Source organism: Mycobacterium paragordonae, from assembly GCF_003614435.1.
Taxonomy (GTDB): Bacteria; Actinomycetota; Actinomycetes; order Mycobacteriales; family Mycobacteriaceae; genus Mycobacterium; species Mycobacterium paragordonae.
Map to the genome: position 1 here is coordinate 5324567 of NZ_CP025546.1, position 24500 is coordinate 5349066.

The 24500-nt window shown below is 69.7% G+C and carries 17 protein-coding genes; 10 read left to right on the forward strand and 7 right to left on the reverse strand.

The features are described from left to right. Positions 1–98: 98 nt before the first annotated feature. Positions 99–1538: a short-chain fatty acyl-CoA regulator family protein gene (locus C0J29_RS23770; protein ID WP_120793741.1), complete on the forward strand. Its 1440-nt coding sequence runs from the start codon at positions 99–101 to the stop codon at positions 1536–1538. A 123-nt stretch (positions 1539–1661) separates the two neighbouring features. Next, positions 1662–3014 (forward strand): flavin monoamine oxidase family protein, encoded by a 1353-nt coding sequence (locus C0J29_RS23775; RefSeq protein ID WP_120793742.1) that lies wholly within the window; start codon positions 1662–1664, stop codon positions 3012–3014. Here the strand turns inward: C0J29_RS23775 and C0J29_RS23780 are convergent. The 3 genes from C0J29_RS23780 to C0J29_RS23790 form a co-directional block, all read right to left on the reverse strand. After that, positions 3011–4198, reverse strand: coding sequence for a PPE family protein (locus C0J29_RS23780; RefSeq protein ID WP_120793743.1), 1188 nt, complete (start codon positions 4196–4198; stop codon positions 3011–3013). The two genes, C0J29_RS23775 and C0J29_RS23780, sit on opposite strands and share 4 nt — an antisense overlap. A 100-nt stretch (positions 4199–4298) precedes the next feature. After that, positions 4299–5603, reverse strand: coding sequence for a PE family protein (locus tag C0J29_RS23785; RefSeq protein WP_120793744.1), 1305 nt, complete (start codon positions 5601–5603; stop codon positions 4299–4301). Positions 5604–5627: 24 nt separating this feature from the next. Then, on the reverse strand, positions 5628–7355 hold the full coding sequence (locus tag C0J29_RS23790; RefSeq protein ID WP_120793745.1) for a PPE family protein: 1728 nt from the start codon (positions 7353–7355) through the stop codon (positions 5628–5630). A 547-nt stretch (positions 7356–7902) separates the two neighbouring features. On the opposite strand from C0J29_RS23790, the gene C0J29_RS23795 reads away from it, so the two are divergent. The 3 genes from C0J29_RS23795 (at position 7903) to C0J29_RS23805 (ending at position 16904) form a co-directional block, all read left to right on the forward strand. Then, complete coding sequence (locus C0J29_RS23795; protein WP_120794934.1) at positions 7903–11160, forward strand: LuxR family transcriptional regulator; 3258 nt, start codon at positions 7903–7905, stop codon at positions 11158–11160. A gap of 107 nt (positions 11161–11267) precedes the next feature. Next, positions 11268–14024 carry a PE family protein gene (locus tag C0J29_RS35010; protein WP_120793746.1) on the forward strand — a complete coding sequence of 919 codons (2757 nt, stop codon included), beginning with the start codon at positions 11268–11270 and terminating at the stop codon, positions 14022–14024. Positions 14025–14147: 123 nt separating this feature from the next. Continuing rightward, positions 14148–16904 carry a PE family protein gene (locus C0J29_RS23805; RefSeq protein ID WP_120794935.1) on the forward strand — a complete coding sequence of 919 codons (2757 nt, stop codon included), beginning with the start codon at positions 14148–14150 and terminating at the stop codon, positions 16902–16904. A 10-nt stretch (positions 16905–16914) separates the two neighbouring features. Here C0J29_RS23805 and C0J29_RS23810 read toward each other — a convergent pair whose 3' ends face one another. Then, a complete protein-coding gene (locus C0J29_RS23810; protein WP_065161477.1) occupies positions 16915–17424 on the reverse strand; it encodes a DoxX family protein in 510 nt (169 codons plus the stop codon). Positions 17425–17548: 124 nt separating this feature from the next. On the opposite strand from C0J29_RS23810, the gene C0J29_RS23815 reads away from it, so the two are divergent. Together C0J29_RS23815 and C0J29_RS23820 are read left to right on the forward strand one after the other, a co-directional pair. Beyond that, positions 17549–19171, forward strand: coding sequence for a pyruvate, phosphate dikinase (locus C0J29_RS23815; RefSeq protein ID WP_120793747.1), 1623 nt, complete (start codon positions 17549–17551; stop codon positions 19169–19171). Continuing rightward, positions 19168–19773, forward strand: a complete 606-nt coding sequence (locus tag C0J29_RS23820; RefSeq protein WP_065048765.1) for a type 2 periplasmic-binding domain-containing protein — start codon at positions 19168–19170, stop codon at positions 19771–19773. The genes C0J29_RS23815 and C0J29_RS23820 overlap by 4 nt, the downstream gene beginning before the upstream one ends. Before the next feature lies 1 nt (position 19774). Here the strand turns inward: C0J29_RS23820 and C0J29_RS23825 are convergent, their stop codons facing one another. After that, complete coding sequence (locus C0J29_RS23825; RefSeq protein ID WP_120794936.1) at positions 19775–20998, reverse strand: WS/DGAT domain-containing protein; 1224 nt, start codon at positions 20996–20998, stop codon at positions 19775–19777. Between the two features lie 17 nt (positions 20999–21015). Beyond that, positions 21016–21930 carry an alpha/beta fold hydrolase gene (locus C0J29_RS23830; protein WP_065048767.1) on the reverse strand — a complete coding sequence of 305 codons (915 nt, stop codon included), beginning with the start codon at positions 21928–21930 and terminating at the stop codon, positions 21016–21018. A gap of 180 nt (positions 21931–22110) precedes the next feature. Between C0J29_RS23830 and C0J29_RS23835 the strand changes: the two genes are divergently transcribed. Beyond that, positions 22111–22443, forward strand: coding sequence for a PPE family protein (locus C0J29_RS23835; protein ID WP_065048769.1), 333 nt, complete (start codon positions 22111–22113; stop codon positions 22441–22443). Then, positions 22443–23042 (forward strand): TetR/AcrR family transcriptional regulator, encoded by a 600-nt coding sequence (locus C0J29_RS23840; protein WP_242460531.1) that lies wholly within the window; start codon positions 22443–22445, stop codon positions 23040–23042. The genes C0J29_RS23835 and C0J29_RS23840 overlap by 1 nt, the downstream gene beginning before the upstream one ends. 1 nt (position 23043) lies before the next feature. On the opposite strand, the gene C0J29_RS23845 is transcribed toward C0J29_RS23840, so the two are convergent. Further along, positions 23044–23520, reverse strand: a complete 477-nt coding sequence (locus C0J29_RS23845) for a VOC family protein (protein WP_120793748.1) — start codon at positions 23518–23520, stop codon at positions 23044–23046. A 110-nt stretch (positions 23521–23630) separates the two neighbouring features. On the opposite strand from C0J29_RS23845, the gene C0J29_RS23850 reads away from it, so the two are divergent. After that, complete coding sequence (locus C0J29_RS23850) at positions 23631–24494, forward strand: SDR family NAD(P)-dependent oxidoreductase (RefSeq protein WP_120794938.1); 864 nt, start codon at positions 23631–23633, stop codon at positions 24492–24494. The last annotated feature ends 6 nt before the right edge of the window (positions 24495–24500 follow it).

The window sequence follows — 24500 nt, forward strand, 5'->3', positions numbered from 1 at the left end:
ACGCAGCCGCGCAGTTTGGGTAAATGCGCTGTAAAAGCGTAATTTTGTGTGCTGAGGCGACGGATTTTGCAAATGTTGTGAAAGGCGGTCGGCGTACTGTGTCCAGGGTGGCGAAGACCTTCGCTGGTGCGCGGCTGCGGCGGTTACGCGAAGAACACGGGCTGACCCAGGTGGCACTGGCACGTGCCCTGGGGCTGTCGACCAGCTACGTCAACCAGATGGAAAACGACCAGCGCCCGATCACCGTCCCGGTGCTGCTGACACTCACCGATCGTTTCGACCTGCCCACCCAATACTTCGCTCCGGAGTCCGATGCGCGGCTGATCTCCGATTTGAGCGAGGTGCTGGCCGAGGGACCTGCCACCGCCGCGCAGATCGAAGAACTCGTCGCGCGGATGCCGGCGGTGGGTCAGACGCTGGTCAGCCTGCACCGGCGGCTGCATGACGCCACCAGCGATCTGGAGGCCTTGCATGGTCGCGCCAATGTCGAGTTGCCGGCATCGGCGCAACAGCCGATGCCCTTCGAAGAGGTCCGGGACTTCTTCTACGACCGCAAGAACTACATTGCCGAACTCGACCTGGCCGCCGAGCGGTTGTTCGACGAAAACCGACTCCGCATAGGGGGACTCGACGGTCAACTCGCGTCGCTGCTCAGAGACAGACTCGGCGTGACCGTCGTCCTCGACGACGGGGAGGTGCTGAGCGCCAACACCAAACGGCTTTTCCGTCCCGAATCCCAGACCGTGCATGTAGCGCGCTGGCTGCATCCCGGGCAGCGTGCTTTCCAGCTGGCAACCCAGATCGCGCTGCTCACGCAGGATTCGTTGATCAGCGGGATCATCGCGGCCGACGATCAACTCAGTGACGACGCCCGCGGCGTGGCCCGCATCGGTCTGGCCAACTACTTCGCCGGGGCACTGTTGTTGCCGTACCGGCGATTTCTCGAGGCGGCCGAACGGGCGCGCTACGACATCGACCAACTGGCAAGGCGATTCGAGGTCGGCTTCGAGACCATCTGCCATCGGCTCTCCACGCTGCAACGCCCCCACGCTCGCGGTGTGCCGTTCATCTTCGTCCGCGCCGACAGCGCCGGCAACATATCAAAGCGACAGTCCGCCACAGCTTTTCACTTCTCGCGGGTAGGCGGGAACTGTCCGCTGTGGGTTGTTCACCACGCGTTTTCGCGGCCCGGTCAGTTTCTGACGCAGGTGGCTCAGATGCCGGACGGGCGCGCCTATTTCTGGGTCGCCCGCACTACGGCCACCGAACCGAGTCATTACCTGGGACCGGACAAGAGTTTTGCCGTCGGACTCGGCTGCGATGTGGCCCACGCCGAAAAGTTGGTCTACTCCGTGGGAATCGATCTGGCCGACGCCGAGGCGACGGTTCCGATCGGCGCGGGGTGCCGGATCTGTGACCGGCGGGCCTGCTCGCAGCGGGCCTTCCCTTACCTGGCCTCTCCGGTGCACGTCGACCCGCACCTGAGCACTGACCTCCCGTACCCGCCCGTGACCACCGGTCATGCCGCCGAAAGCTGAGTTTCATTCAGCGACAGGCAAATCCGCTTACATAACCGTCAATATCCCGGAACCCATGTCGACGGTGCCTAGATCGGTGTAGCTTGCTGCTGGGGTGGCACGGGGGTCAACGAGGAGCGGGGCATGACGGATGTCGACTACTGCGTTGTCGGAGCCGGATTCGCGGGACTGACGGCCGCACTGCGCTTGAAGCAGGCCGGCCATTCGGTGGCGCTGCTGGAGGCCCGCGACCGGGTCGGCGGCCGGACCTTCACCGTGACCCGCGACGACGGCGTGTGGGTCGACCGCGGCGGGGCGTGGATCGGACCCGGCCAGGACCGGATCTATGCGTTGATGCAGGAATTCGACGTGCCGGAATACAAGCAGCACAACGACGGTGACGCCATGATGATCGTCGACGGCAAGAAGCGTCGCTACGGCGGAAAGCTGCCGTGGACCATGAGTCCGTGGGCGGTCGCCAACCTGGGCATGGGCCTGATGAGCATCGAGCAGATGTGCAAGACGATCCCGCGCGAAGCCCCCTGGGAGGCCGAGGAAGCCGCCGAGTGGGACCGAATGAGCATCGGTGACTGGCTCGAGCGCAACGTACTTTCCCGGCCGGCCCGCGAGATGCTGGACATGGTGCTGGGCGGCACCTACACCTCCACGGCGTCCGAGGTGTCGTTCCTTTGGATGCTGCTGCAGATGTCGTCGGCTGGCGGACCCACGTTCGTCATCTCGGGTAAGGGCGGCTCCCAGGATGCCCGCCCGGTCGGCGGGATGGGTGCGATCTACCGGCCGATAGTGGCCGAGTTGGGCGACGCACTGCACTTGTCGCGGCCGGTACGCACCATCATCCAGGACACCGACGGAGTCACGGTCCAGTCAGACGGGTTCTCGGTGCGCGCCTACCGGGCGATCGTGGCGATCCCGATGGCTATCGCCAGTTCGATCGTTTACGAACCCGCACTGCCCGCGGACCGAGCCTTTCTCAACCAACGCATGCCCAGCGGCGCCGTCATCAAGACGTCCGTCATCTACGACGAACCGTTCTGGCGCGCCGACGGATTGTCCGGCCAGTCGGCCGCACCCGGAACGCCGGCCACCCTGACCATCGATGCGTGCACCGACACCGGGCGCCCGGGGATCATGTGCGCCATCACCGAGGGACCCGCGGCCCGCCGGCTGACCGACCTCAGCGAGTCTGACCGCAGATCCGTCATCATCGGTGAACTCATCGACAGGTTCGGCGAAAAAGCCCGCACACCAATGGAATACCACGAGCAGAACTGGTCCCTCGAACGTTATTCCGGCGGCGGCATGATCAGCCACACATCGACCGGTGTCCTCACCGAATACGGCCACGCGCTACGCCCACCGTGCGGCCGGGTGCATTGGGCCGGCACCGAGAGTTCAGCGATCATGTGCGGCTGGATCGACGGTGCTATCCGCTCCGGTGAGCGCGCCGCGGCCGAAGTGGTTGCGGCGCAGACTTAACCGATCCCGGTGCGCGGAATCACGCTGGGCCGGTTCTGCGTCACGTGCGGACTTGCGCCGCCGCGGCCCATCATGCCGCCAGGCATGCCGGCCCCCGCACCGCCGGCACCGGCGCCCATCGGCATCGGCATCATCGGCATCCCGCCACCGGTGGGCGAGCCGGCCGGCATCGAAGCAGGGGTGGGCGTAGCGCTCAATCCGTGCATCGCCGAGCTGGCCATGCCTTTCGGCGCTGACCCCACCCACGTCGGCGGCACCGACATCGCCCCCACCATCCGCGCCTGGCCCAGGCTGCCGGACATGCCCGCCCCCAGGCCTGCTCCTCCGCCGAGCCCTTTCATCGCCGGAGCGGTGTCCCCCACGAATTTGGTCGCGTCGCCCACACCGGTTGTGGCACTGGCCAATCCAGCTGTGCTGGCGGTGGCCGACTGTCCCGCCTGCATGAGCGGACCGATCATCATGCTGGCCGGCATGGCGCCCAGCTGAGCCACCGACGCGATCGACTGAATCGGCAAGGCCGAAGCTGCCGACTGCACTCCCGCCACCAGCCCCGGAGCCGCTCCGGTGACGCCTTGCAGAGCCGGACTGATTGCGGCCGACGCCATGGTCGCCAGGCCGGTGAACTGCGCACCGAGATTGGCCGCCAGGCCGGCCAGATCAACCGGCGGAGCGGCGAACGGGGTCAGACTCGCGGCCACCGCCGTCGCACCACCGTGATAGCCGACCATCGCCGCGACATCTTGCGCCCACATCTCCGCGTAATCGAACTCATTGGCCGCGATCGCCGGCGTGTTGAACCCCAGGAAGTTCGTCGCGATCAACGTCATCAGCGATATCCGGTTGGCGTCCACCACCGCCGGGTGCACCGTCGCCGTCAACGCCCCCTCGAACGCCGAGGCGGCCGTGCGCGCCAAACCCGCCGCCGCGTCCGCCTGGCCGGCCGCCGTCGTCATCCAGTCCTGGTACGGCAACGCCGCAGCGGCCATCGCCGCCGATGCCGGGCCTGTCCACTGCCCTCCGGTCAGTCCAGTGATCACCGCATTGAACGACGACGCCGACGCGGCCAGATCCGCCGCCAGACCGTCCCAGGCCGACGCCGCCGCATGCAGCGGACCCGGTCCGGCGCCGCTGAAAATCCGCAGCGAGTTGATCTCCGGCGGCAACCACGCAAAATCCAAAATCATCGCACCCCCAACCCCAGCCAGCGGTATGCAACTACTTTGGCCATTTGTCCCCTCGCACGGTCATGAATTCAGGTGACTGCCAGCAACATCCCAGGCCGTCTCAAGGCAGCAGTCCGGGCCCGCTGCCGATTGCCTCCGCGAGCTGTTCGGGCAGGAAAGTCAGCAGGCCCGGAAGGATGCCGCCGAAGGCAGTGCCGAACAGCGGGATTGTCCCCGACGTACCGAAGATTTCGAGTGTGAGCGACGCGGTCTGAGCCGGCGTCAGGATGCCCCCGAGGGGGACGTTCGTCGTCGTGGTCAGTTCTCCCAACGTCACCGAAAGCGGCAGCGTCGCTTGGCCATTGAGGAATCCGTCCAGAACGGTGGCGGGCGCGTCGAGCAGCGCCGCGCCGGCGCCCAGGACATTGCCGGTTTGCAGCGCGCCGAGCACGGCATTCGCGCTGGTGCCGAAGGCATTGACGGTGGTGACGACCGGACCTATGGCTTCCAGTCCCAGGACCAACGGCAGGCCCACATGAAGGTCGCCGGTGACCAGGTCCAGGGTTTGCGAGGTGTCGGTCAGGGTGGTGATCATGTTGGTGAGGTGCTGTGAGATCTGCGCGGGAACCGAGCCGGCGGGGAGCAGATCGGTGAAGTTCTGCGCCATCTGGCCCGGGATGGCCAGAATCGGCAACAGGTCACCGATGGTGCCCGTCGGGGTGATGTTGATCAGCATCGTCTCCATGTCCTGGTTGGCCACCAGGCCGGTCAGGAACAGGTTTCCGAATCCGGTCGCGACGCCGCGTGCCGCTCCCGTCACATCGCCCGTCGCGAGCTGCTGCGCGGCGGTCTGCACCGTCGCCGGCAGGGCGTTCGCGTTGGCGCTGAAGTCCAGGGCGGCGTTGTTCAGCGCGGTGGAAACCGTTTGGCCGTAGCCGATTTGCTGATCGACGATGGTTTGCAGCACAGCCGCCGGGTCGGCGGGTATTGCGAGGTTGAGCGGGGTGCCGAGTGCTGCGGCGATCGTCTGCCCGAAGCCGGTCTGGTTGCTGACGAACTGGCGAAGCAATGGCGCCGGATTCGCGGTGATGGCACTTTGCAGCGCTTGAAGATTGGCGGCCGTATTTGTGAAAAGCGCTTGGGAGGCAGCTGATTCGGCGCTCGCATAGGCGCCGGCGGCGACGCCCAGTGAACTGGCGAAACGCTCGCCGAACGCCTGCGCCTGGGTGTGGACGGCCTGGAACTCTGCACCGAAGCTGCCGAACATCGACGCGACCGCCGTCGATATCTCGTCTTGAGCGGCGGCCGCGATCCCGGTGGTCGGGCCGGCCACGGCAGCGGCGGCGTCGGTCAGCGAGGCACGAATGCCCGCCAGATCTTCGGCCGCGCCCTGCAGTTGTTCGGGCGCCGCGATGACAAACGACATATGAACCCCCCTTTGATATTTGACTTAGTTGAAGAGACCCGACTTCGCGTCGGCCTTATTGAAGAAGCCTGAATCGTCGTTGCCGGAGTTGCCGATACCGGAATTGAAGACATTCGAATTGGCGATGCCGATGTTGTCGAAGCCGGTGTTTGCGATGCCCGCCAGGAAACTTCCGTGGTTGTTGATGCCCACGTTGTTGCCGTTGCCGGAATTACCGAACCCGGACTCGAACGCCAGGCCGGTGTTCATGAACCCCGATGTATCGCCGCCGGAGTTGGAGAACCCCGATGAGTCCAGGCCGGTAGTGCCGAAGCCGGAGTTCTTGACCCCGACCGGCGTGATGGCACTGCCGAAACCCGTGTTGAGGTTGCCCGAGTCGAAGCCTCCGGTATTGCTGCGGCCGGCGTTGGCCCAACCGGTGTTGATATCACCGGCATTGAAATCCCCGGTGTTGAGTGAGCCGGCGTTCATGCTTCCGGTGTTCTGGAATCCGGCATTTCCGTAACCCAGGTTCTGCGAGCCGCCGTTTCCGAAGCCCATATTGTTCGCGCCGGCGTTCCCGAACCCGAAGTTGTTGAATCCGGCGTTGAGCGCACCGGTATTTCCCTGGCCCGCGTTGCTGAAGCCGGTGCTGAAGCTGCCCGAGTTCTCCAGGCCGAAGCTGTGGTTGCCGGAGTTGAAGATGCCGACGTTGCCGGTGCCCGAGTTGAAGAAGCCGATGTTGCCGGTGCCCGAGTTGCCGAAGCCGATGTTGCCGATACCCGAGTTCAGTGCACCGATGCCCACCTGGTTGTCCCCGGTGAGGCCGAACCCGATGTTGTTGTTACCGGTATTGCCGAAGCCGAAGTTGTGGTTGCCGGTGTTGGCGAACCCGACATTGTTGCTGCCGCGGTTGCCCAGGCCCATGTTGGCGTCGCCGCGATTGCCGTTGCCGACGTTGGCGCTGCCGAGGTTTCCGTTTCCCAGGTTGCCCTTGCCGAGGTTCCCGCTACCCATGTTGCCCTGGCCCGAGTTTCCGGCTCCGGTGTTGCCGATACCCGAGTTGCCGCTGCCCACATTCTGATCACCGCGGTTGCCGTTGCCGACGTTGCCGTTTCCGGAGTTGCCGCTGCCGAGGTTGGCGTCGCCGAAGTTGCCGTTGCCCACGTTGCCGGTGCCGTGGTTGCCGCCGCCCAGGTTCTGAGCACCGATGTTGCCCAGCATCGCCTGTACCTGAGCCAGCCCGGGCAGGCTCGGCAGCGTCTGCTGCAGTGGTGCAAGCTGCGCGACCGCCGCCGACGCCCCGCTGTGGTAGCCCAGCATCGCCGCCACATCCTGAGCCCACATGTCTTCATAGGTGGCCTCAGCGGCGGCGATCGCAGGTGCATTCTGGCCGAACAGATTCGAAATGATCAGGGAGACAATCTGATTGCGATTGGCGGCCACCATCCCCGGGTGGACCGTGGCCGCCACCGCCGCCTCGAACGCCGACGCGGCGGCCCGCGCCTGACCGGCCGTGCCCTGCGCTTGGGCCGCTGCAGTGGACAGCCACCCCAGATAAGGGGCGGCCGAGCCGGCCATCGCGGCCGCCGCCGGACCTTGCCACACCGCCTCCGTCAGCCCAGAGGTCAACGATGCGAAGGAACGCGCCGCGGTATCGAGTTCACCGGCCAGCGCGTCCCATGCCGTCGCCGTCGCCAGCATCGAACCCGGCCCTGGCCCCAGATACATCCGCGCCGAATTGATCTCCGGCGGCAGCACCGCGAAATTCATGCGAGTCGTCCCTCCTTGCGGAAGTCAACGATGCTCGGCCGTGGCTGAAGGAACGTCGGTTACAGCGCGTAATTCCGGTGCCGTGGGGGTCGTACATCCCGTGGGGTGAGGGTCGTACGGGGTGTGCGGCTATTGAGGCGCCACCGCCGCGGCGGGAAGCCCCCCCCCCCCCCGCGAGCGACCGCAAAATGCCGGCCGTGGCGGCGTGTCCCTGGCAACACGCGGGCGCTCGGCAGCAAGGCCCACCGCGAGCGACCCCAAAATGCCGGCCGTAGCGGCGTGTCCCCGGCAACACGCGGGCGCTCGCGCCAAAGGAGCGGCAGGCCCCACCGCGGCCGGAAACCCCACCGCGAGCGTCCACAAAATGCCGGCCGTAGCGGCGTGTCCCTGGCAACACGCGGGCGCTCGCGCCAACGGAGCAGCAGGCCCCACCGCGGCCGGATAGCGAACTTTTTCTACTCATGTTGAACCGTTGCCGGCCTCCCTGCGTGACACTGGGAGTCACAGGCACAGCAAGAGGGCAGTCTGAATCGGGTTTGACATGTGCGTGAGCGAATTTCTGCCGACGAGAACAGTAACTCTGTTGCTCGCCGAAGCCGACCGCTCGGCGCTGCCATGGGACGACCTGCCCGAGACGACGGCAGGCGACCGTGAACTCGTCCAGAACACCGTGTCAGACATCATTGCCACCCATGGCGGCGTAGGGCCGGTCAAACCACACTCTGCAGGCAACATCGCCGACGAGTTCCTGGCCGTTTTCGCCCGGGCCACCGATGCGCTCGCCTGCGCGATCGATTTGCAGCAGGCGCCGCTGGCTCCGATCCAGCTAAGAGCCGCGGTGCATACCGGCGAGGTGCAACTAGGTGGGTCGGGCACCTACACCGGCCCCACCGTCGACCGGGCGGCACGGCTGCGCGATCTCGCACACGGTGGCCAGGTGGTGGTGTCGGGCACCACCCACGATCTGGTTGTCGACCACCTCCCGGACGACGTCTGGCTTGCCGATCTCGGCACCCATCTGTTGCGTGACCTGCCTCGCCCCGAACGGGTCACGCAGTTGTGCCACCCCGACCTGCGTATCGAGTTCCCGCCGCTCCAGGTGGCCAAAGATGCTGCACCACAGAATGTTCCGGCGCAGTTGACCCGATTCGTCGGCCGCGCTGCGCAGATGAACGACGTACGCAAGTTCCTCGCCGACAACCGGCTGGTCACCCTGGCTGGTACCGGTGGCGTCGGAAAGACCCGGCTGGCGGCCCAGATCGCCGCACAGGCGGCGAGCGAGTTCGGCGACGGCGTATGGTTCGTGGATTTGGCGCCGGTCAGTCAGCCCGAGGTGGTGCCGGTGGCCGTGTTGCGCGCGCTGGGATTGCCCGACCAGCCGGGCCGTTCGGCACTCGACACGTTGTTGCGCTTCCTCGGCGACCGGGACGCGCTGGTGGTGCTGGACAATTGCGAGCACCTGATCGATGCGTGCGCCGCACTGGTCCGCGGCCTGTTGGGCGAGTGCCCGCAGCTGACCATCTTGGCCACCAGCCGGGCACCCATCGGAGTTCCGGGTGAGCTGACCTGGCGGGTGCCGTCCCTGTCGCTCTCCGACGAAGCGATCGAGTTGTTCATCGACCGCGCCCGGCTGGCCCGGCCCGACTTCAGCATCACTGCCGCCGACGCCGCGGCGGTGCAGGATATCTGTGGGCGCCTCGACGGCCTGCCCTTGGGAATAGAGCTCGCGGCGGCGGCCGTGCGGGTGATGTCACTCGGCGAAATCCTGGACGGGCTGCGCAACCGCTTTCGGCTACTCACCGACGGCGGACCGGCCCGTCGACGCCAAACCCTGGGCGCGTCGGTCGACTGGTCGCACGCCCTGCTGACCGAACCCGAGCGGATGTTGTTCCGCCGGCTGGCCGTCTTCAGCGGTGGCTTCGACCACGAAGCCGCGCGGACCGTGTGCGCCGACGGTCAACTGGCGCCGCATCAGGTTTTCGATCAGCTCACCCTGTTGGTGGACAAATCACTGGTGCTGGCCGAGAACGCCGAGGACCGGACTCGGTTCCGGATGCTGGAAACGGTGCGGCACTACGCGATCGAAAGGCTGCACGAATCCGGTGAGGCCGACGCGCTGATCGCACGCCATCGCGACCACTACGGGCGGATGGCCGCCGCGCTGGACAACCCGACCGATGGGGAACACCAGCGCCGGATCGAACAGGTGGAGATCGAGATTGACAATCTGCGGGCGGCTTTTGCCGGCTGTCGCGACAACCGTGAACTCGAGCCCGCGCTGGAACTCACGTCGGCGCTGCAGCCGCTCTGGCTGACGCGCGGGCGCATCCAGGAAGGTCTGGCGTGGTTCGACGCGGTGCTCACCGACCGCAGCGCCCTGTCCGGCGTCTCGCCGGTGGTGCGCGGGCGGGCGCTCGCCGACAGAGCGGCCCTGGACGCATCGCGCAGCGTTCACGACAATCTCGAGCAGGCACAGCAAGCGGTGGCCATCGCCCGCGAGGTCAAGGACCCGGCCCTGCTGGCCCGCGCGCTCACCTCGTGTGGCGCGATCAGCTCCTTCAGCGCCGAGGCGGCCCGCCCGTATCTGTCCGAGGCGATCGGCATCGCGCGCGAGCTCGGCGACCGGTGGCGCCTGACGCAGATCCTGACGTGGCAGGCCTACGGCGCGTTCTATGCCGGTGACCCGATCGCCGGTTATGCGGCTTCCCGGGAGGGGCGCGACCTTGCCGAGGACATCGGCGATCAGTTTCACGCCCGCTCCTGCCGGTGGACGCTGGGTCTGGCGCAGATGATGAAAGGCGTTCTGGGCGAGGCGATCACGCAATTCCGCGCGGTCACCGCCGATGCCGATGCGGCGCACGACGTGTTGTTCCGGTGGGGCAGCCGGCTTGCGCTGTGCAACGCACTCGCGTTCCACGGCGACACCGAAGCCGCCAAGGCCGCGGCCAACGCGTCGTTGGCGGCCGCAGCGGACCTGTGGCCGCACAACCAGGGCTTCAGCTATGCCGTCCTGGCAACCGCGGCCGTGGCCGCCGGTGACGTCGCGGCCGCGGCCACGGCCAGCGAGGCGGCCCAAGAACTGCTCAGCGTGCAGGGCGAACTGGCCGGCGCCAACACCAACCCGATGGCCGAAGTGGCCTTGGCGCGCGGCGATCTGGTCACCGCGGGGCGTTGGGCCGACCAGGAAGTCGCGGCGTCGTCGGGCTGGCATCTGGCGCGGGCATTGACGACGCGCGCCCGCGTCGCGATCGCCAAGCATGAGCCGGATCAGGCCGAGCGCGACGCCCACCGAGCACTCGCCTGCGCCGCCGAACACCAGGCACACCTGGCCGTGCCGGACATCCTCGAGTGCCTGGGCCGGCTGGCCGCGGACGGCCTGGCCCATCGGGACGCGACGCGACTCTTGGCCGCGGCCAACCACATTCGTCGCGACCTCGGTTGCGTCCGGTTCAAGGTCTACGAAGCCGACCACCACAGCACCCTTATGCATCTGCGTGAAGTACTGGGCGACAATGCTTTTGACGACGCATGGCGGGAGGGCGAAGGCCTCTCCCTCGACGAGGCCGTTGCCTACGTGCGGCGGGGGCGCGGCGAACGCAAACGCCCGGCCAGCGGCTGGGCGGCACTGACTCCCACGGAGCGCGATGTGGTCCGCCTCGTCGCGGAGGGCCTGGCCAACAACGAGATTGCCGCACGGCTCTTCGTTTCCCGCCGGACGGTGCAGACCCACCTCACGCACGTGTACGCCAAGCTCGGTATCAGTTCCCGGGTGCAACTCGCCCATGAAGGTGTCTCCCACGGCTGAGGCCGATATACGACCCCTCAGCCGCACGATCTACGTCCTCTGACCGACGTTCCGCACCGCACCATCCCGCACTGTCGAGTCATTACTCGACGTTCAGGAGTGCAGCAATGTCGTTTGTATCGGTAGCCCCCGAGATGGTGGCCGCAGCGGCCGCGGATGTGCAGAGCATCGGAACGGCGCTCAGTGCCGCCCATGCGGCGGCTGCGGCCCCGACCGTCGGGGTGTTGGCGGCCGGGGCCGACGAGGTGTCCGCGGCCATCGCAGCCTTGTTTTCCGGCCACGCGCAGGTCTACCAGACGCTCAGCGCCGAGGCGGAGCTGTTCCACCAGCAATTCGTGCAACTGCTGAACGCCGGCGGCGCGATGTATGCCAGCGCGGAGGCGGCCAACCTCAATCCCTTGCAGAGCCTCCTGGACGGCATCAATGCCCCCATCCAGGCCGCCACCGGTCGTCCGCTCATCGGAAACGGCACCAACGGCGCCGCGGGGACGGGGCAGAACGGCACCGCCGGCGGGTGGTTGATCGGTAACGGCGGCTCCGGTGGATCCGGCACCAACGGCGGCACCGCCGGTGGGGCGGGCGGCGCCGGCGGGGCCGGCGGACTGATCGGCAACGGCGGGGCCGGCGGCGCCGGCGGAACCTCGCTGGCCGGCCCGGGCGGCGCCGGCGGCCACGGCGGGGCGGCCGGCCTGTTCGGCTCCGGCGGCGTGGGTGGCGCCGGCGGGAACTCGGAGGCGGTCGCGGGAGCCGGCGGCGCGGGCGGCAACGCCGGACTATTGTTCGGCGCGGCCGGCACCGGCGGCGGCGGCGGTCATGCTGACAGCATCACCCAGGCGGGCGGGACGGGCGGCGCCGGCGGCGCCGGCGGCCTGTTCTCCAACGGCGGGGCCGGCGGAGTCGGCGGAACCGCCATCGGCGGGACCGCCGGGGCCGGCGGGGCCGGCGGCACGGGCGGGACGTTCGGGTCGGGCGGGGCCGGCGGAGCGGGCGGAGTCAGCACCGGCGGGACCGGCGGGCTCGGCGGGGCCGGCGGCAGCGGAGGGACATTCGGCGCGGGCGGCCACGGCGGCAGCGGCGGGCACGGCTCAGTCAGCGGTGGGACCGGCGGCGCCGGAGGCAACGCCGGCATGCTCAGCCTCGGAGCCGGCGGCGCCGGAGGCAACGGCGGCGAGAGCATCACCCCCGCGACAGGCAACGGCGGGGCCGGCGGAGCCGGCGGAAACGCCGGCCTGCTCTTCGGCGAAGGCGGGACCGGCGGCAACGGCGGGTTCGGACCCACCAACGGCGGCAAGGGCGGCGCCGGCGGCAACGCCGGGATGATCGCCGGCTCGGGCGGCTCGGGTGGCGCCGGCGGTGACGCCGGAACCGCTCTGGGCGGCGCCGGCGGCGCCGGAGGCGGCTCCGGGCTGATCGGCAACGGCGGCAACGGCGGAAGCGGAGGCACCGGTCAGGCCGCCGCCGGCAGCACCGGCGGGGCGGGCGGCGCCGGCGGCAACGGCATGCTGATCGGCGACGGCGGCAACGGCGGCAACGGCGGCTTGGGCGCGACGAAGGGCGGGGCGGGCGCCGGCGGCATCAGCGGCCAGCTGTTGGGCCTGGACGGCTTCAATGCGCCAGCCAGCACCAACCCGCTGCACACCATGCAGCAGCAGCTGATCAATGCCGTCAACGCGCCAGTTCAGGCGGCGACCGGCCACCCGCTGATCGGCAACGGCGCCAATGGCGCAGCGGGAACGGGCGCCGCCGGGGGCGACGGCGGCCTGTTGTTCGGCAACGGCGGGATCGGTGGCTCCGGCGCCGCCGGCGCCGCGGGCGGCCACGGCGGGGCCGGTGGCGGAATGTTCGGCACCGGCGGCGCCGGCGGAGCGGGCGGCGCATCGACGACCACCAACGGAGGTGCCGGCGGAGCGGGCGGCAACGGCGGCCTGCTGGGTTCCGGCGGAACCGGCGGCGTGGGCGGAAGAGCGCCGAGCAGCGCCACCGGAGGAGCCGGCGGGGCGGGCGGCAACGCCGGCATGCTCGTCGGCGCGGCAGGCAGCGGCGGCGACGGCGCTGTCTCCTTCACCCCGGGCGTTTCGGGCGCCGGGAAGGGCGGTGCCGGCGGCAACGGCGGCGCCGGAGGGCTGTTCGCCAGCGGCGGCATCGGCGGGGACGGCGGGTTCGGCCAGACCAGCAGCGCCGGCGGCAACGGGGGCAACGGGGGCCTGTTCTCCAGCGGCGGGGACGGCGGGGCCGGCGGGGCCAGCAACCTCAACGGCGCCAGCGGAGCCGGCGGCACCGGCGGCAACGGCGGGTTATTCGGCTCCGGCGGCAACGGCGGCGCCGGTGGGTTCGGCCAGAGCGTCGCCGGCGCCGGCGGGCGTGGCGGCAACGCCGGCATGCTGAGCGTCGGCGCCGTGGGCGGGACCGGCGGCGCCGGTGGGAGCAACGACGGCGTCGGCACCGCCGGGGCGGGCGGCGCCGGCGGCAACGGCGGCATGTTCTTCGGCGACGGCGGGGCCGGCGGAGCCGGTGGCGGCGGCGGATTCGTCGCCGGGACCGGCGGTAACGGTGGCAGCGGCGGCACGCTCATCGCCTCCGGCGGGGCGGGCGGCGGCGGCGGAGCCGGGCGGCTGGGTGACTCCGGTGCCGCTGGCGGGGCCGGTGGAAACGCCGGGGTGATCGGCAACGGCGGCGCCGGCGGCGCCGGCGGGGGCAGTCTCGGCGGCAAGGGCGGTGCCGGCGGCAACGGCGGCACCGCAGTGTCGATCGGCGACGGCGGCAACGGCGGCAACGGCGGCCCGGGCACGCCGCCCGGCACGCCAGGCACCGGCGGCACCGGCGGGCAGTTGCTGGGCCAGAACGGAAACAACGGCCTGGGATAGCGGGCCAGGACGATCTACGACCCCCTCCGCGCGACATCTACGTCCTCTGACGGAAGTTCTCCGACGCACAGCGCCGCATTCTCATTCCACAACTCCAGTGCTCAACGACGACAGGAGATGGCGATGTCGTACCTGGTAGTGGGTCCGCAACTACTCGCGGCGGCCGCGGCGGACCTGGACAGCATCGGATCGGCACTGAGCGCGGCCAACGCTGCGGCGGCGGTTCCGACCACCACCCTGCTCGTAGCCGCGCAGGACGAGGTGTCGGCGGCACTGGTGACGCTGTTCGCCGGACACGGCCAGGCCTATCAGGCCGTCAGCGCTCAGGCGACGGCGTTCCATGAGCAGTTCATCCAGACGCTGACCACCGGCGGTGCGATGTATGCCGCCGCCGAGGCGGCGAACGCCTCCCCGCTGCAGACGCTGCTTGACGGGATCAACGGTCAGGTCCAGGCCGCGACCGGTCGCCCGCTGATCGGCAACGGCACCAGTGGCGCGCCGGGGACCGGGCAGAACGGGACGCCCGGAGGCTGGCTGATCGGCAACGGCGGAGCCGGCGGTTCGGGCAAAGCCGGTACCGACGGCGGGGCCGGCGGAGCCGGCGGGGTCGCAGGGTTCCTCGGTAGCGGCGGCGCGGGCGGCGCCGGCGGTACCGCCACCACCGGAACCGGTGGAGCAGGTGGCCGCGGCGGGGCGGCCGGGATGATCGGCGCCGGTGGCGCCGGCGGGGCCGGCGGAAACTCGGTCGCCGGCGCGGGCGGGAACGGCGGGGCCGGCGGTAGCGCCGGCATGCTCTTCGGAGCCGCCGGAATCGGGGGCGCCGGCGGATCCACCCAAAGCCTGACCGCGCTCGGCGGAACCGGCGGCGCCGGCGGCGACGGCGGGATGTTCTCCAGCGGCGGAGCCGGCGGGGTCGGCGGCTTCAGCTTCGGTGACGGTGGCGCCGGAGGGGCCGGCGGCGCCGGCGGCATGTTCGGGCCGGGCGGCACTGGCGGCACCGGTGGCACCAGCATCGGTACCGCCGGCGGTGCTGGGGGCGCCGGCGGGGCCGGCGGCATGTTCGGGGCCGGCGGCACGGGTGGCTCCGGCGGCCACGGCGCGACCGCCGGCGGCGCTGGCGGGGCCGGCGGCAACGCGGGCATGTTCGGCTTCGGCGCCGGTGGCGCGGGCGGTATCGGCGGAGAGGGCGTCACCCCGGGCGGAACCGGCGGGGCGGGTGGCGCCGGGGGCACTGCGGGGATGCTCTTCGGCGACGGCGGGGCCGGCGGTGCCGGGGGGTTCGGCGCGACGAACGGCGGCAAGGGAGGGGCCGGCGGCAACGCCGGCATGCTCAACGGCTCCGGCGGAGCGGGGGGCACCGGCGGCCAGGGTGGAACCACCAACGGCGGGGCCGGCGGTGCCGGCGGCGCGCCCGGCATGATCGGCAACGGCGGTAACGGCGGCAGCGGCGGCGCCGGCGGCACAGGAGCCGCCGGAAAGGGTGGCACCGGTGGGGCCGGCGGCGGGTCCGGTACCGGCATGATCGGTGACGGCGGCAACGGCGGCAACGGCGGCACCGGCACCACTCCGGGCAAGGCCGGCGCCGGCGGCATCGGCGGCCAGTTGTTGGGTCTCGACGGTTTCAACGCCCCCGCCCCCGCCAACCCGACGCATGCCATGCAGCAACAGGCCCTCAACAGCATCAACGCACCCGTTCAGGCCATCACCGGACGCCCGCTGATCGGCAACGGCGGCAACGGGATTGCGGGCACCGGAGCGGCCGGCGGAGACGGGGGTTGGCTGTTCGGTAACGGGGGAATCGGCGGTTCCGGGGCGGCCGGTGCCACGGGTAGCCCCGGCGGCAGCGGCGGCCGCGGCGGAATCCTGTTCGGCTCTGGCGGGTCGGGCGGCGCCGGCGGACCCGGTGTCACGACCGGCGGTGCGGGCGGCGCCGGCGGCTCGGCGTTCCTGATCGGATCCGGCGGCAGTGGCGGTGCCGGGGGGACGGCGGTGGCCCCGGCCGGAACACCCGGCCCGTTCACCGGCGGCGCGGGCGGGCGCGGCGGCGATGCGGGCGTCCTGTTCGGCGCCGCCGGAACCGGCGCGGCCGGCGGCGGCCCCGGTACCGGTGGGGCCGGCGGCGCCGGCGGCACCGGCGGGTTGTTCGCCAACGGCGGAGTCGGCGGGTACGGCGGGTTCGCCGGGCTCGGGGGCGCCGGCGGGGCGGGCGGCGCCGGCGGGCTGTTCTCCGGCGGCGGAGACGGCGGGACCGGCGGATTCGGCACCACCACGGGCGGGACGGGAGGTTCCGGCGGCGGTGGCGGGCTGTTAGGTGCCGGCGGCACCGGCGGCGCCGGCGGATACAGCCTTTCCATCGGCGGAACCGGTGGGCAAGGCGGCAATGCCGGAATGCTGGCCGCCGGTCCGTCGGGCGGTGCGGGCGGCAGCGGCGGGGGCGCCAACAACGGCACCGGCGGCACCGGCGGGACCGGCGGCAACGGTGGTGTGCTGTTCGGTTCCGGCGGGGCCGGTGGCGACGGTGGCGGCGGACTTTTCGCCTCTCATGGCGGCGCCGGGGGCGCCGGCGGCAACGCCGGTCTGCTCAACGGCTCCGGGGGCGCCGGGGGCGCCGGTGGTGCGGGTGGCCCGAACCCGAACACCATCGGCGGCCTCGGCGGGGCCGGCGGCAAGGCTGGGCTCACTGGCAACGGTGGTGATGGTGGCGCCGGTGGGGCAGCGTCCGGAGCGGGCGGCGGCGGCGGTAACGGCGGCAATGCCGTGCTGATCGGCAACGGCGGCAACGGCGGCAACGGCGGAACCGGCACCCCGGCGGGTGGCGCCGGCACCGGCGGCAAAGGCGGATTGCTGCTCGGTCAGGACGGCAACATCCAGTCGGCCTGACCTACGCCGGTTAACCGGCTTGCTTTGCCGGCGGCCGATAGAAGATCAACAACTGGCCGACAGCCCCGGCCAGGCCCAGGCCCACGGAGATAGCCAGCCCCTGCCAGCCGTCGAACCAGTTCTTGCCGAAGATCAGGTGATCCAGGCTGAGCTTCCCGGCGCCCAGGGTTGCGATGACCACGGCGGTGACCGCCAGCACCAGGTTGTACTCCCAGCCCTCCTTCACGATGAAGAAACCGTTGGCCCGATGCACCGTCCAGGCCGCAACCAGCATCAGCGAGACGAATCCGGCCGCGGGGATCGGCGTCAGCAACCCGGCCGCCAGCCCCAGCCCGGCCGCCGTCTCGGTGGTGGCGGCAACCGTGGCGTGGAATTTGCCCGGCTTCATCCCGATGCTCTCGAACCAGCGCGCGGTACCCGGTATCCGCCCACCACCGAAGAACTTGTTCAACCCGTGCGCGGCCAGGGTCAGACCCAGCACCAGCCGCAGGATCAGCAACGCGACGTCATAGGGAGTCATACCGTCAAAACTAACGGGTAAGCAACAGCGGCGAGCAGCCGAGCCCGGTGATCGGTATGGGACCATTGCGGGCGTTCCGGCAACGACGAGGGCAACGACGACGGCAAGGACGAGGGGGTGCATCTTGGCTGGTGCCGCATCCGGCCGGCACTCCCCCGCGGGCACGTTGAAAGACGCGGTGGTGGTGCTGGACGGCCGTTCGCGTCACCCGCGGCAGATCCTCGGCAACAAGGGCCACGGCATCGACACCATGCGTCTACATAATCTGCCGGTACCGCCCGCCTTCTGTATCACCACCGAAGTGGGCCTGCGGTATCTGACCGAACCGGGGTCCACCATCGACGCGATCTGGGCGGATGTGCTCGACCGGATGAGCTGGCTGGAAGAGCAAACCTCGCGGACCTTCGGACGAGGACCGCGTCCGCTTCTGGTCAGCGTGCGGTCGGGTGCCACGCAATCGATGCCGGGCATGATGGACACGATCCTGGACCTGGGCATGAACGACGACGTCGAGCGGGCCCTGGCGCAGCAGGGCTCCGCCGAGTTCGCCCGCGACACCCGCCGCCGGTTCACCTCTATGTACCGCCGCATCGTAGGAGCCGAATCGGACCCGTCCGACGACCCGTATACGCAGTTACGGACCGGCATCGAAGCAGTGTTCGCGTCCTGGAACTCCCCGCGCGCGCTGGCCTACCGCGATCACTACAACCTCGACGAGCGGCAGGGCACCGCGGTGGTGGTGCAGGCAATGGTGTTCGGCAACCAGGCGGCCAAGTCGGGCGCCGGCGTGCTCTCGTCGCGCAACCCGATCACCGGAGCCAACGAACCCTTCGGCGAATGGCTGCCGGGCGGGCAGGGCGACGACGTGGTTTCCGGCCTGGTCGACGTCGAACCGATCACCGCGCTGCGCGACGAGCAGCCCGCCGTCTTCGACGAGCTGATGGACGCCGCCCGCAGCCTCGAGCGGCTCAATTCCGACGTCCAGGAGATCGAGTTCACCGTCGAAGACGGCAAACTGTGGCTGCTGCAAACCCGCGGGGCCGAACGGTCGGCGCAGGCCGCGGCGCGGCTGGCACTGCAGCTGCGCCACGAAGGGCTGATCGACGACCTCGAGACGCTGCGCCGGGTCACCCCCGCCGACGTCGAGGCGGTGCTGCAACCGTCGCTGCAACCCGAAACCCGTTTCAGCGCACCACTTCTGGCCAAGGGCCTGCCCGCCTGCCCGGGTGTGGTGACGGGCACCGCCTACACCGACGTCGACGAGGCCCTCGACGCCGCCGACCGCGGTGAGCCGGTCATCCTGGTCCGTGATCACACCCGCCCCGAAGATGTGCTGGGCATGCTGGCCGCACAGGGCATCGTCACCGAGGTCGGCGGGCCCGCCAGCCACGCGGCCGTCGTCAGCCGCGAACTCGGGCGCGTCGCGGTGGTGGGTTGCGGGCAAGGTGTCGCCGCCGCGCTGGCGGGCCGGCAGATCACCGTCGACGGCTACGAAGGCGAAGTGCGCCAAGGGATTCTGAGCCTGGCTGCATGGTCGGAAGACGACACGCCGGAGCTGCGCGAGCTGGCCGAGATCGCGCTGCGGGTGAGCCCGCTGCGTGCGCACGCCGGCGGCGAGCATCCGCGACTGGACACGTCTTCCGATGAGGCGTTGCGGGCGGCCATGGCCGCCGGACACACCGACGTGGTGTCGGCGACGCCACTGATCACCATGCTCAACGCCATCCGCGTACAGGCCGGCGAATGATGGATCTGCAAGTGCTGCAAGCTGTCCGGCTGAAAGGCCGGGTGAGCCCCGCCGACCTCGCCAGGACTCTGGACGCCGATGACGCCGAGACCGAGACGGCGGTGCGCCGCCTCGTCGACGCCGGTCTGCTGATCGAGGGCGCCACCGTGCGGATCACCCCCGACGGGCGCGCCCGCCTCGCCGAATTGCTGACCGCGGAGCGCCAGGGCGTGGATGGCGTGGCGATAGACGCCGCTTACCACCAATTCCGTTCAGTGAACGCCGATTTCAAGGCGCTGGTCACCGACTGGCAACTCCGGGACGACCAGCCCAACGATCACCGGGACGCCGAATACGACGCCGCGGTACTGGCCCGCCTCGACGAGGTGCACCGGCGGGTGACGCCGATCATCGCGGCGGTCACCGCGCAGCTGCCACGCCTGCGCGGCTACCCGGCGAAATTGGCCGTGGCGCTGGACAAAGTGAAGGCCGGCGAGATCGCCTGGCTGACAAGGCCACTCATCGACTCCTACCACACCGTCTGGTTCGAGCTGCATGAAGAGCTGATCCTGGCCGCCGGGCTGACCCGGGAGCAGGCGGCCAGATCCGGTGACGCGCAGTGAGTTACAGGGCAGCGTCCAGTAGTCGCAGATAATTCTCCACGTCGGGCAGCGCCGATGACGCCGCGTGCACGCTGATCGCGACCGTGTCGCCGATGCCGTGCACACCGTGCGTCAGGCCCATCACCGGCGACAGGCCCGGATAGCCGGCCGTCAGCACCACCGGCACACCGCCGAAGCTGAGATCGGCGGCCCCGCGGTGCACGCTGGACACCACCGTGTTTCCCGATACCTGTTCCGGCCGCACATCCGCATCGAATTGGTTTACGCCCCAACGTAACAACGCAGCAGGCACCGTCGCGAAGGCCGCATCGGAGGCCGGCGTGGCCGGATGCTCCAAACGGCGGCGGCCGTTGGCCAGGTCGGCGGCGATGCGTTGCACCCTGGCTTCGTAGCCGAGTTCAGGGTACAGGCCCACCACGACGTTCCCGAAGTGGTTGAAGCCCAACGGTGCACCGGGCTTGGCCATGGGTACCTCGGCCGCCAGCGCGGTCGCGGACGGGCCGAGCAGATCCGACAGCGCAGTCGAGATCGCCGACAGCGCCGCGACGGTGACCGTCGGGCCCCGCAGTTGTCCGCGGCGGCGCACCAGTGTGCGCATCACCCGCGGGCCCGCCGGTTCGGTATTGGTGGGCAACAACGGCCGCGACCCCAGTCCCGGCGCCAGCAATCCGTTCTCGGTGTCACGGACGAACCTGCGGTGCGCCCGCGCCGCAATCACGCCCCGCCACGGAAGGAAACCCGCCCGCGGCCGCACGGCCGGAACGGGCTCCCCCCGGCCGAACAGCCACGCCGCCATGGCCGACGCCCGAGCGCCGTCGGCCAGCGCGTGCGCGACCTGCAACACTGCGACGGTACCTGCGCCCCGGACTCCCGGGATGTCCTGCACGGGCGTGAAAAGGTGTAATTGCCAGGGTTTCTCGCGAATGTCCAGCTGATCGTCCGCTAACCGGACCACGGCGTCCAGGCAGCCCGGCCAACTGTCATCGGACAGGTCGTGCCGGGTGGCCCGACCCGGTTCGATCGGCGCAGGCACCCAGCGCGGATAGCTCAGTCGGCTGCCGTCCTGGACGACCAGCCGCAACTCGGGGCAACCGCGGGCACGGCGCAGCACGTGCGCCACGGCCCCGTCCGGGTCGGCAGGTTCGCCGCCGAACGCGTACAGCAGGAACTCGTCGTTGGGGATCTTGGCCGACATCCAGTAGAACTGCGCGTCGACGGCGGCCATCCGCTGCCCAGCCGGCACTAACCGGGATCGCCGGGTGCGCCGATGAAAGCCAGCACCAACTCGGCGACCTTGTCGGGCTGCTCGAGCTGCAGGAAGTGACCGGCGTGCGAGACGATGGACACTTCGCTGCCGGGCGGCAGGATGGGTTCCACCCAGCGCGCGAAAGCCGATGTCATGCAGCCGTCGTCGCGACCGTGCAGGTAGAGGGTCGCGAGCTTCGGTGGCTCGGTCCAGTACCGGTGCAATTCCGCGTACTGCGCCGGCGGCCGGGTATTGCGGATCGTGGCGCGGTAATACCCCAGCGCCGCACGCCAGCTTTCCGGCGTCCCGATCGCGGCGTCGACGTGGCGCAAGTCCTCCTCGGCGTGATAGCCCGGCGACCACCGACGCCACAACAGCGGGACCACCCACGAGGCGGATCTCTCCGGCAGGAACGGCAGCTGGAAGTAGCTGATGTACCAGCTGCGCAGCAGCTGACGCGAGAGCTGGGCCGCCAGCCGGCCGCGGTCGGGGAGCCGGCCCAGCGGGCGGAACGCGCCGGACGGCGGCACCGACATGATCACCGCCCTAGCGAACGGGCTGTCCGGCATGGCGGCCAATCCGGTGGCGGCGATCGCACCCCAGTCGTGACCGATCACCACATCCCGGTCGGAACCACCCGCGGCCGTCCGGACCCGTAGCGCGTCGTGCATCAGGGCGCCGACGTGGTAGCTGCCGTCCACCGGGATCGAGGACGGTGCGTAACCGCGCATGAACGGCGCCACCACCCGCCAGCCGGCCTCGGCCAGTCGCGGCGCGAACTTGCGCCATCCGTAGGCGGTATCGGGAAAACCGTGCAGGCACAACGCAATCGGGCCGTCGGCGGGGCCCCAGGTCAGGGCTTTGAGGTCACCGTTTGAGCCCTTCACGTCGATCCATCGTGGTTCAGACAACTCGACTCCTGTTCGCCTTGTACAGCCCGCACCGTCCAACGTAACCGGCCGCAAGGGGGACAAGAAGCCCGTCAATCGGGGGACACGAATTTCCCCCCCGGTGTAGCCGCTCGGCCGACAGACGGCAGCGCGTCGCCACGGGAGCCTTATTGCAAGGGCGCAGAGGGAGGAGCAGCAACGATGATGTTCGCCGCCTTACCACCGGAGATCAACTCCGATCGTATGTACACCGGGCCGGGTCCCGGGTCGATGCTGGCCGCCGCGACGGCCTGGGAGCAGCTGGCTGCTGACCTCGAATCCACCGCGATCTCGTTTCAAGCTGTGATCACCGGCCTGATCGGCGGGCCGTGGCTGAAAGCAGGTGCGTCGACCATGGCCGCCGCCGCCATGCCCTACCTGGTGTGGCGCAATGCCAGCGCCGGCCAGGCCGCCCAAACCTCCGGCCAGGCCCGAGCGCCGGAATCCCGGCTCGAACTTTCCACCCTGCGAATCCTCCCGGAGGCGGTCGGTTGATGACGGAAATGACTTCTACGACAAGGGCCCGGCGCTGGGGCAAGACTGATGCAACCCAGCGCCGCATCCTGGACGCGGCGACCCAGGTGTTCGCCACCAAGGGCTTCACCGCGGCAACGATCGCCGAAGTGGTCTCCAGCTCCGGAGCCAGCATCGGCAGCATCTACCACCACTTCGGCGGTAAGAGCGAGCTTTTTCTGGCGATCTTCGAGCAGATGGCCGACGCCGTCGAACGACGCATTCAGGCGGCCGTGGGCGGACTCGGCGCCTCGGCTCCCGACCGGCGGCGCGTCTTCCTGCTCCATGTGCGGGCGTACCTGGCAGGGATGTGGGAGAACCGTCACGCCGCCCGGGTGCTGTCGTCCGGCGATACGCCTGCCGGCTTCGAGATCACCCGCCGCAAACGCCTGGCCGCGGTCCTGCACAACTGGATGGAAGTGCTGGAGCTGGACACCTCCCCCCGCAACCAGTTGATGGTCCGCGTTCTCATCGCGACGGTCGCCGAATCGACGCTGATGGTCATCGGCTGCGACGATCCGGCCGAGATTCCGCCGATCATCGACGCCACGATCGAATGGATCGACCAGATCACCCGGTGAGCTACCGGCCCGCGACGGCCCGCTCCAGGTCGGAGACGATGATTTTGCGCATCTCGTGCATCGCCTTGGTCGCGGCGGTGGCGCGGGCCGGGTCGGGATCGGCCACCAATTCATAAAGCCGGTTCGGGACGATCTGCCAGCTCACCCCGAACCGGTCCTTGAGCCAGCCACATTGGGATTCCTCGCCGCCGTCCCGGGTCAACCGGTCCCAGTAGTAGTCGACCTCGTCCTGGTCTTTGCAGTGAACCGTGAAGGAAACCGCCTCGCTGAAGCTGAACGCCGGACCGCCGTTGATGCCGATGAACCGGGTGCCGTCCAACACGAAGGAGCCGCTGAGCACCGTCCCGGGCTCACCCGGCCCCGCCTCGGTGGTCCGGTTGAGCTGCTCGATCTTCGAATTGGGGAACACCGAGGTGTAGAACTCGGCCGCGTCCTCCAGGTTGTTGTCGAACCACAGTGAGGGCGTGATCGATGGCATCGCTGTCTCCTAGCTGTCGGGGGCTGTGGGGGTCTTGAACGGGTAGACCGCCGCGGCGCGCCGAACTCATCGCACTTGCCCCGAAAGATTACGGATGTAATTATCTGGTGGTGGGGTTGCTGGACGGCAAAGTCGCCGTCGTCACCGGGACCAGTCGCGGCGTCGGCGTGGGTATCGCACACGAGTTGCTGCGGGCGGGTGCCACCGTCATCGGGTGCTCGCGCTCTCCACTGGACGGGCTGCCCGGCGCGGACGCAGAACCGGAGTGGGCCCGCCGCTCTGCCCAAATGGTCTGCGACCAAGGTGATTACACCGCGATCGACACCTTCGTGCAGCGGGTCGTAGACGACTTCGGCCGCATCGACATCCTGGTCAACAACGCCGGTGGCACCGTGCCGGCCCCACACGCCGAAGACATTCCCCAACTGGTGCAACGACTTCAGGGCACCCCGCGCAGCGACGACGACTTCGAACGCACCGCGTTGTTCCACGCCTTCGCGGTGCAGATGAACCTGATCAGCCCGCTGTGGTTCGCCATTCGGGTCTATCGGCAGATGAAAACCCAGGACGGCACCGGGTGCATCGTCAACATCTCCAGCGGCGCCGGCCACCCGGCCGGTGCCCCCACGCTGGTGTCCTACGGCGCGGCCAAGTCCGGGCTCAATCACCTGACCCGATCACTGGCCGAGGAATGGGGACCCAAGGTCCGGGTCAACTGCGTGGCACTCGGCCCCACCATCACCGAGAACTTTCGCGCCTTCGTGCTGCCCAAGGACGATCCGACCGGCGCCGAATATTTCCAGAAGGTCCCGATGAAGCGGGGCGGCGAGCCCGCCGAAGTGGGCCGAACGGTCGTCTTCTTGGCCTCGGGCACAGTCGATTTCATCAACGGCACCACCATCGAGATCGACGGGGGCATGTTACCAGGGGTGCTCTACGACGCGGGATTGAAGACCATCACCGACCTGATGTGAGGAACA

Excerpts from the sequence above, each read along its gene's own strand:
- C0J29_RS23775 (WP_120793742.1), top strand. The coding sequence starts at position 1,662 with ATGACGGATGTCGACTACTGCGTTGTCGGAGCCGGATTCGCGGGACTG.
- C0J29_RS23780 (WP_120793743.1), bottom strand. The coding sequence starts at position 4,198 with ATGATTTTGGATTTTGCGTGGTTGCCGCCGGAGATCAACTCGCTGCGG.
- C0J29_RS23785 (WP_120793744.1), bottom strand. The coding sequence starts at position 5,603 with ATGTCGTTTGTCATCGCGGCGCCCGAACAACTGCAGGGCGCGGCCGAA.
- C0J29_RS23790 (WP_120793745.1), bottom strand. The coding sequence starts at position 7,355 with ATGAATTTCGCGGTGCTGCCGCCGGAGATCAATTCGGCGCGGATGTAT.
- C0J29_RS35010 (WP_120793746.1), top strand. The coding sequence starts at position 11,268 with ATGTCGTTTGTATCGGTAGCCCCCGAGATGGTGGCCGCAGCGGCCGCG.
- C0J29_RS23805 (WP_120794935.1), top strand. The coding sequence starts at position 14,148 with ATGTCGTACCTGGTAGTGGGTCCGCAACTACTCGCGGCGGCCGCGGCG.
- C0J29_RS23810 (WP_065161477.1), bottom strand. The coding sequence starts at position 17,424 with ATGACTCCCTATGACGTCGCGTTGCTGATCCTGCGGCTGGTGCTGGGT.
- C0J29_RS23820 (WP_065048765.1), top strand. The coding sequence starts at position 19,168 with ATGATGGATCTGCAAGTGCTGCAAGCTGTCCGGCTGAAAGGCCGGGTG.
- C0J29_RS23825 (WP_120794936.1), bottom strand. The coding sequence starts at position 20,998 with ATGGCCGCCGTCGACGCGCAGTTCTACTGGATGTCGGCCAAGATCCCC.
- C0J29_RS23835 (WP_065048769.1), top strand. The coding sequence starts at position 22,111 with ATGATGTTCGCCGCCTTACCACCGGAGATCAACTCCGATCGTATGTAC.
- C0J29_RS23840 (WP_242460531.1), top strand. The coding sequence starts at position 22,443 with ATGACGGAAATGACTTCTACGACAAGGGCCCGGCGCTGGGGCAAGACT.
- C0J29_RS23845 (WP_120793748.1), bottom strand. The coding sequence starts at position 23,520 with ATGCCATCGATCACGCCCTCACTGTGGTTCGACAACAACCTGGAGGAC.